Raw genomic sequence first — 7,365 nt, forward strand, 5'->3', positions numbered from 1 at the left:
AACCGCCCTGCACGCCGCCGAAGACGCCAGCGGCAAGGCGCCGCCGGACCTGGTGCGTACCGACAAGCGCCCCGTCACCCCGGCCCTGCGCGCCGCCAAGACCGAACTGGCCTATGCCCGCGCCGACCTGAAGAAGCTCGAACGCGAGGGTGCTGGCTCACGGGCACTGGCCACTGCCCGTGAGCGCCTGAAAGCGGCGGAACGCGCCGTTGCCGATGCCAGCGGTGAGGCCTCCTGATGAGGCAGTCACGCATCAGCTCGCCCCACGCCACCGGCGCAAACCGCACGCAGAGAGTCATGCTGACGCTGCTGGCGGCCTGCGCACCGGGAGCCCTGGTGCTGATCGGCCTGTATGGCGTCGGCACCCTGTTCAACCTGCTCTGGTGCAGCCTGCTCGCCCTCTCCACCGAGGCGCTGATGCTGAAGCTGCGCGACCGCCCGGTGACCTTCTTCCTGAAAGACGGCAGCGCGCTGGTCACCGCCGTGCTGCTCGCCCTGGCCCTGCCGCCTTACTCGCCCTGGTGGCTGAGCGCGGTCGCCACCGTGTTCGCGCTGATCTTCGGCAAGCACCTGTACGGCGGCCTTGGGCAGAACCCGTTCAACCCGGCGATGGTCGGCTACGCGGTAGTGCTGGTGTCCTTCCCGCAGCAGATGAGCCAGTGGCCGACGCCGGACAGCGCGCTCGGGTTCGCCGAGGGGTTGCAGCAGATCTTCGGCTTCGCAAGCCATGGGCCGGACGCCTGGGTCGGCGCCACGGCGCTGGACGCGGTGCGCAACAACCACAGCCTGACCATGGAAGAACTGCTCGCACAGTCACCCGCCTTCGGTAGCGTTGGCGGGCGTGGCGTGGAACTGGTCAACCTGGCCTTCCTCGTCGGCGGTCTGTTCCTGCTCTGGCGCAAGCTGTACACCTGGCATACGCCGGTGGGCATGCTCGGCGGCCTGTTCGGCATGAGCCTGCTGTTCTGGAACGGCACCGGCTCCGATTCCCACGGCTCGCCGCTGCTGCACCTGTTCAGCGGCGCAACCATGCTCGGCGCCTTCTTCATCGTCACCGACCCGGTCTCCGGCGCCACCAGCAACCGCGGCCGGTTGCTGTTCGGCATCGGCGTCGGCGTGCTCACCTACGTGATCCGCGCCTGGGGCGGTTATCCCGATGGCCTCGCCTTCGCGGTGCTGCTGATGAACCTCGCCGCACCGACCCTCGACTACTTCACCCGTCCGCGCACCTACGGGCACAAGAAGCCCGAGCGCGGCTTCCGGGCGGGTGACCGATGAACCGCGCCCTGCTGAAGAATGCCCTGGCGCTGGGCCTGCTCGCGGTGGCTGCCGCCGGCGTAGTGGCGACCGTTCACCAGTTCACCGCCCAGCGCATCGACACCGCTCAACGCGAATTCCATGGCCGGGCGGTACTGGAGCTACTGCCCAAGGGAAGCTACGACAACCATCCGCTGGATACCCAGGTCAGCACCTTCGATCCCAAGCTGCTGGGCCGTGACGAGCCGGCGTCGGCCTACCTCGCCCGGCTCCAGGGGCAGACCACCGCGGTCGTGCTCCAGCCCGTGGCGCGGGATGGCTACGGCGGCTCGATCCAGCTGCTGGTAGGCGTGACTGCACAAGGCCGCCTGCTCGGTGTGCGGGTCGTGGCGCACCACGAAACGCCCGGCCAGGGCGACCGCATCGAACCGGGCAAGAGCGACTGGCTGCACGGCTTCGACGGCCGCTCGCTGGGCGACCCGGCCGAGCCCGGCTGGAAGGTGAATAAGGACGGCGGCCAGTTCGACCAGTTCGTCGGCGCCACCGTCACCCCCCGTGCGGTGGTCAAGGCCACGCACCTGGCGCTGCAGTACTTCGATGCGCACAAGTCGGAGCTGCTCGCCCCTGCTGCTTCGGGAGACAGGCATGAGTAATCCCGGCTACCGCGAAATCGCCCTGCAGGGCCTGTGGAAGAACAACCCCGGCCTCGTCCAGCTGCTCGGCCTGTGCCCGCTGCTGGGCACCAGCAGTTCCATGGTCAACGCCCTCGGCCTGGGGCTGGCGACGATCTTCGTGCTGGTCTGCTCCAGCGTCGCCGTATCGCTGATCCGCGGCACGCTGAGCGAGGCCGTGCGCCTGCCGGCCTTCCTGCTGGTCATCGCCGCCCTGACCACCTGCGTCGAACTGCTGATGCAGGCGTGGCGCTACGAGCTGTACCAGGTGCTGGGCATCTTCGTGCCGCTGATTACCACCAACTGCGTGATCCTCGGCCGCGCGCAATCCTTCGCCAGCAACAACAATGTCGCGCGCTCGGCGTTCGACGCGCTGATGATGGGGCTGGGCTTCGCCCTCGTCCTGCTGGCCATCGGCACGCTGCGCGAACTGCTCGGTCATGGCACCCTTTTCGCGGGGATGGACCTGCTGTTCGGCCCCACCGCCGCCCACTGGAAGCTGCAGATTCCCGGCTACCAGGGGCTGCTGCTGGCCGTATTGCCACCTGGCGCCTTCCTGACGCTGGGCCTGCTGATTGCACTGAAGAACCGTATCGATGAAAGCCTGGCGGACCGCGCCAGGGCGCCGGCGGGCGACGCCCCCGCGACCGAGCGCCAACGCGTCCGCGTGACCGGAGTGATCGAATGAATGCCGCCAAGCGCGCGGAGATTTTCCGCCGACTCAAGGAAGACAATCCCAACCCCGAGACCGAACTGGCCTACAGCACGCCCTTCGAGCTGCTGATTGCGGTGCTGCTCTCCGCCCAGGCCACCGACGTCGGGGTGAACAAGGCCACCGCCAAGCTCTACCCGGTAGCCAACACTCCCGAGGCGATCTACGCCCTAGGCGTGGAAGGCCTGTCGGAGTACATCAAGACCATCGGCCTGTACAACAGCAAGGCGAAGAACACCATCGAGACCTGCCGCATCCTCATCGAGAAGCACGGCGGCCAGGTGCCGGAGAACCGCGAAGACCTCGAGGCCTTGCCGGGCGTGGGCCGCAAGACCGCCAACGTGGTCCTCAACACGGCCTTCAGGCAACCGGCAATGGCGGTGGATACGCATATCTTCCGCGTGTCCAACCGCACCAACATCGCGCCGGGGCGCAACGTGCTGGAGGTGGAGCGCAAGCTGCTCAAGTTCGTGCCCAAGGAATACCTGCTGGATGCGCACCACTGGCTGATCCTGCATGGCCGCTACGTCTGCAAGGCGCGCAAGCCGCAGTGCGGCAGTTGCCGGATCGAGGATCTGTGCGAGTACAAGCACAAGACCTCGGACGATTGAGCGTTATGGGAAAATTCCTTCAGCCTGATTGAAAAAATCTTTTTTACCGCTTGGTCCTTTGTCGTTATAAGGGGCGCCAACACACCCCGTGTTGTGGAGTGCACCGAATGGCAAACGACAAAGAAGACCTCGAACTCGAGGACGATGTCAGCACAGACGACAGCGATGACGGCGCCGAAGCCGCGGCAGAGGTAGCCAAGACCAACCTGACCAAGCGCCGCATCATCGACAATTACCTGGAAGAGCGTCGCCTGCAGCGCCAGCTGTCCGACTACGATTTCGATCTGTAAGCCTTCTCTTGAAGAAATACACGCATGAAAAAGCCCCGCATCCTGGCGGGGCTTTTGTTTTTTGCACTTTGTAGGAGCGAGCTTGCTCGCGAACAGTGCCTCCCGGCGACTCCGGTGCTGAGCAGTTCGCGAGCAAGCTCGCTCCTACAGGGGGCTACACCGCCACACCAGCTCGCTGCACCACCCGATAGCAAGGCTCGTACGCCGCGCCGCCCGGCAGCTTCATGCGGTGCTGTTCGACGAAGGCCTGCAGCAAGGCATCCAGTGGTTCCATGATGGCTGCGTCGCCGTTGATCTCGTAGGGGCCGAACGCCTCGATCATGCGGATGCCCTGTTCCTTCACGTTGCCGGCGACTATGCCGGAGAACGCCCGCCGCAGGTTCGCCGCCAGCTCGTGGGGCGGCACGTCGCGGCCCAGGTCCAGGCCGGCCATGTTCTCGTGGGTCGGTTCGAACGGGCGCTGGAAGCCCTCGTCGATCTTCAGCAGCCAGTTGAAGTGGTAGGCGTCGTTGCGCTCGCGGCGGAACTGCTTGACCCGCTTGAGGCCGACACTCATTTCCCGCGCCACTTCCGCCGGGTCGTCGATGATGATGCGGTAGCGCTTCTGCGCCGCCTCGCCCAGGGTCGCGCCGACGAAGGCATGCAGCTGCTCGATGTAAGCCGCCGCGCTGCGCGGGCCGGTGAGCACCAGGGGGAACGGCATGTCCTGGTTTTCCGGGTGCATGAGGATGCCCAGCAGGTAGAGGAATTCCTCGGCCGTGCCGACGCCGCCGGGGAACACGATGATGCCGTGGCCGACGCGGACGAAGGCCTCCAGGCGCTTCTCGATGTCCGGCAGGATCACCAGTTCGTTGACGATAGGGTTCGGCGCCTCGGCGGCGATGATCCCCGGCTCGGTCAGGCCCAGGTAGCGGCCGTCGGTGATGCGCTGCTTGGCGTGGCCGATGGTGGCGCCCTTCATCGGGCCCTTCATCACGCCCGGGCCGCAGCCGGTGCAGACGTCGAGGCTGCGCAGGCCCAGCTCGTGACCGACCTTCTTGGTGTACTTGTACTCGTTGGTGCTGATGGAGTGGCCGCCCCAGCACACGACGATCTTCGGCTCCACGCCGGCGTGCAGGGCACGGGCGTTGCGCAGCAGGTGGAAGACGTAGTCGGTGATGCCGGCCGAGCTGTCCAGGCCGAAGCGCCGGCTGTTCAGCGCGTTCTGGGTGTAGACGATGTCGCGCAGGGCGCTGAAGAGCATCTCGCGGGTGCTGGCGATCATCTCGCCGTCGACGAAGGCATCCGCCGGTGCATTGAACAGTTCCAGGCGCACGCCGCGGTCCTGCTGGTGGATTTCCAGCTCGAAGTCGCGGTAGGCGTCGAGGATGTGCTTGGCGTTGTCGATCTGCGTGCCGGTGTTGAGGATGGCCAGTGCGCACTGGCGAAAGAGCTTGTAGGTACTGCCGGAGCCCGCTTCGCTGAGCTGGTGGACTTCACGTTGGGAGAGGGTTTCGAGGCTGCCCTTGGGGCTGACCGAGGCATTGTTTACCGGTCTTGGGGACATGCTGTATTCCTTGACGATGGAAGGCGCGCGCCAGGGCGCAGGGCCTTCCGATAAATCGATGCGGCCGTCCGTTCGGCCGTCACTGCCGGGGGCGTCGCGGCGGGGATTCTCCGGCCCGCAGCGCGCTCCTTCTGACTGTGACAAGCGAATGGCGGAAACTGCTTCCGCAATCGACGCGTCCGACGTCGATGCCCCTTGAGTATGAACGCTGCGATGACTTTCTGATGACGCACCGGAAAAGAAAAACCCCGCAACAGGGCGGGGTTTCTCAGCAACGCTTCGCCTGCGGGCGAAGGATCAGTCCTTGCGCTGCGGGCTGAGCAGCTCGATCTTGTAGCCGTCCGGGTCCTCGACGAAGGCCAGGATGCTGGTGCCGTGCTTCATCGGGCCCGGTTCGCGGGTGATCTTGCCGCCGCGGGAGCGAATGTCCTCGCAGGCCTTGTAGACGTCCGCCACTTCCAGGGCGATATGGCCGTAGCCGGTGCCCAGCTCGTACTGGTCCACGCCCCAGTTGTAGGTCAGCTCGATGACGCTGTTGTCGTCTTCGTTGCCGTAGCCCACGAAAGCCAGGGTGAACTGGCCGTCCGGGTAATCCTTGCGGCGCAGCAGGGTCATGCCCAGGACTTCGGTGTAGAAGGCGATGGATTTGTCCATGTCGCCGACGCGCAGCATGGTGTGCAGCAGTCTCATCGGTTCTTTCCTCATCAGGTGCCCGGGTAGCGGGCTTATAAACACAAACCCCGGCTCGTGGCCGGGGATTGTTGTTCTACTGTAGGAGCGAGCTTGCTCGCGAACCGCGCAAAAAGCAAAAGCTTCGCGAACAGGCTCGCTCCTCCATGGGTCGCTTAGAACAGCTTGCGGCCCTTGTTGGCGGCGATACGCATGCGCAGCGCGTTGAGCTTGATGAAGCCAGCGGCATCGGCCTGGTTGTAGGCGCCGCCGTCTTCCTCGAAGGTCGCGATGTTGGCATCGAACAGCGAGTCGTCGGACTTGCGGCCGACCACGATGACGTTGCCCTTGTACAGCTTCAGGCGCACGACGCCGTTCACGTGCTCCTGGGAGGCATCGATCATCTGCTGGAGCATCTCGCGCTCCGGGCTCCACCAGTAGCCGGTGTAGATCAGCTTGGCGTAGCGCGGCATCAGCTCGTCCTTCAGGTGAGCGACTTCGCGGTCCAGGGTGATCGACTCGATGGCGCGGTGCGCCTTGAGCATGATGGTGCCGCCGGGGGTCTCGTAGCAGCCGCGGGACTTCATGCCGACATAGCGGTTCTCGACGATGTCCAGGCGGCCGATGCCGTTGGCGCCGCCGATGCGGTTCAGCTCGGTCAGTACCTGGGCCGGAGTCAGGTCCTTGCCGTCGATGGCGACGATGTCGCCCTTGCGGTAGGTCAGCTCGATGTAGGTCGCGGCGTCAGGGGCCTTCTCCGGGGAGACGGTCCACTTCCACATGTCCTCTTCGTGCTCGGTCCAGGTGTCTTCCAGCACGCCGCCTTCATAGGAGATGTGCAGCAGGTTGGCATCCATGGAGTACGGCGACTTCTTCTTGCCGTGGCGCTCGATCGGGATGTTGTGGGCTTCGGCGTAGTCCATCAGCTTCTCGCGGGACAGCAGGTCCCACTCGCGCCAGGGGGCGATCACCTTCACGCCCGGCTTCAGCGCATAGGCGCCCAGCTCGAAACGCACCTGGTCGTTGCCCTTGCCGGTGGCGCCGTGGGAGATGGCGTCAGCGCCGGTGGCGTTGGCGATCTCGATCAGGCGCTTGGCGATCAGCGGACGGGCGATGGAAGTACCCAGCAGGTACTCGCCTTCGTAGACGGTGTTGGCACGGAACATCGGGTAGACGAAGTCGCGGACGAACTCTTCTCGCAGGTCCTCGATGAAGACCTCTTTCACGCCCATCTGCTTGGCCTTGGCGCGGGCCGGCTCGACCTCCTCGCCCTGACCCAGGTCGGCGGTGAAGGTCACCACTTCACAGTTATAGGTATCCTGCAGCCACTTCAGAATCACCGAGGTGTCCAGGCCACCGGAATACGCCAGGACTACCTTCTTCACGTCCGCCATGCCACTCAACTCCACGGGGGTTGTCACGAAAGGGGCCGATTCTACTGTCCGCTCGGAATTATTTACAGAGGGGCGACAGCTTTTGACGACAAAGCGACAAATACTATCGTCGGTGCGACTTGACGCCGCGGCTCAGCCCTTGGGCGTCGCGGGCGGCGTGGTGGGTGGATTGGCCGCGTTGGCGGCAGGCGCTGCCGGGGCGCTCTGGGCGGGGG

The 7,365-nt window shown here is 65.3% G+C and carries 8 protein-coding genes and 1 pseudogene; 6 read left to right on the plus strand and 3 right to left on the minus strand.

The genetic code is table 11. From position 1 onward, the window contains the following. The 6 genes and pseudogenes from ACCC94_RS25955 to ACCC94_RS25980 form a co-directional block, all read left to right on the plus strand. A pseudogene (locus tag ACCC94_RS25955) lies at window positions 1-238 on the plus strand (electron transporter RnfB); the annotation flags it as partial. Continuing rightward, a complete protein-coding gene (locus ACCC94_RS25960) occupies window positions 238-1,278 on the plus strand; it encodes an RnfABCDGE type electron transport complex subunit D (protein WP_413352488.1) in 1,041 nt (346 codons plus the stop codon). The pseudogene ACCC94_RS25955 and the gene ACCC94_RS25960, both read left to right, overlap by 1 nt. After that, window positions 1,275-1,910, plus strand: coding sequence for an electron transport complex subunit RsxG (gene rsxG, locus ACCC94_RS25965; RefSeq protein ID WP_413352489.1), 636 nt, complete (start codon window positions 1,275-1,277; stop codon window positions 1,908-1,910). Before ACCC94_RS25960 ends, rsxG begins: the two co-directional genes overlap by 4 nt. Beyond that, window positions 1,903-2,616: an electron transport complex subunit E gene (locus tag ACCC94_RS25970; protein WP_413352490.1), complete on the plus strand. Its 714-nt coding sequence runs from the start codon at window positions 1,903-1,905 to the stop codon at window positions 2,614-2,616. The genes rsxG and ACCC94_RS25970 overlap by 8 nt, the downstream gene beginning before the upstream one ends. Then, window positions 2,613-3,251 (plus strand): endonuclease III, encoded by a 639-nt coding sequence (gene nth, locus ACCC94_RS25975; protein ID WP_192436107.1) that lies wholly within the window; start codon window positions 2,613-2,615, stop codon window positions 3,249-3,251. The genes ACCC94_RS25970 and nth overlap by 4 nt, the downstream gene beginning before the upstream one ends. 107 nt (window positions 3,252-3,358) lie before the next feature. Next, the gene (locus ACCC94_RS25980; protein ID WP_207885198.1) at window positions 3,359-3,541 is read left to right on the plus strand and encodes a PA3496 family putative envelope integrity protein; all 183 of its coding nucleotides are present in this window, start codon (window positions 3,359-3,361) and stop codon (window positions 3,539-3,541) included. A 154-nt stretch (window positions 3,542-3,695) separates the two neighbouring features. Here the strand turns inward: ACCC94_RS25980 and ppnN are convergent, their stop codons facing one another. The 3 genes from ppnN to ACCC94_RS25995 all read right to left on the minus strand — a co-directional run bounded on the left by ppnN (window position 3,696) and on the right by ACCC94_RS25995 (window position 7,150). Next, complete coding sequence (ppnN, locus tag ACCC94_RS25985; RefSeq protein ID WP_413352491.1) at window positions 3,696-5,087, minus strand: nucleotide 5'-monophosphate nucleosidase PpnN; 1,392 nt, start codon at window positions 5,085-5,087, stop codon at window positions 3,696-3,698. A 297-nt stretch (window positions 5,088-5,384) separates the two neighbouring features. After that, complete coding sequence (gene gloA, locus ACCC94_RS25990; RefSeq protein WP_045209838.1) at window positions 5,385-5,777, minus strand: lactoylglutathione lyase; 393 nt, start codon at window positions 5,775-5,777, stop codon at window positions 5,385-5,387. A 155-nt stretch (window positions 5,778-5,932) separates the two neighbouring features. Then, window positions 5,933-7,150, minus strand: coding sequence for an argininosuccinate synthase (locus tag ACCC94_RS25995; RefSeq protein WP_413352492.1), 1,218 nt, complete (start codon window positions 7,148-7,150; stop codon window positions 5,933-5,935). Window positions 7,151-7,365 lie beyond the last annotated feature (215 nt).

The sequence above is a fragment of the Pseudomonas sp. Pseusp97 genome, from assembly GCF_047304025.1.
Taxonomy (GTDB): domain Bacteria; phylum Pseudomonadota; class Gammaproteobacteria; order Pseudomonadales; family Pseudomonadaceae; genus Pseudomonas.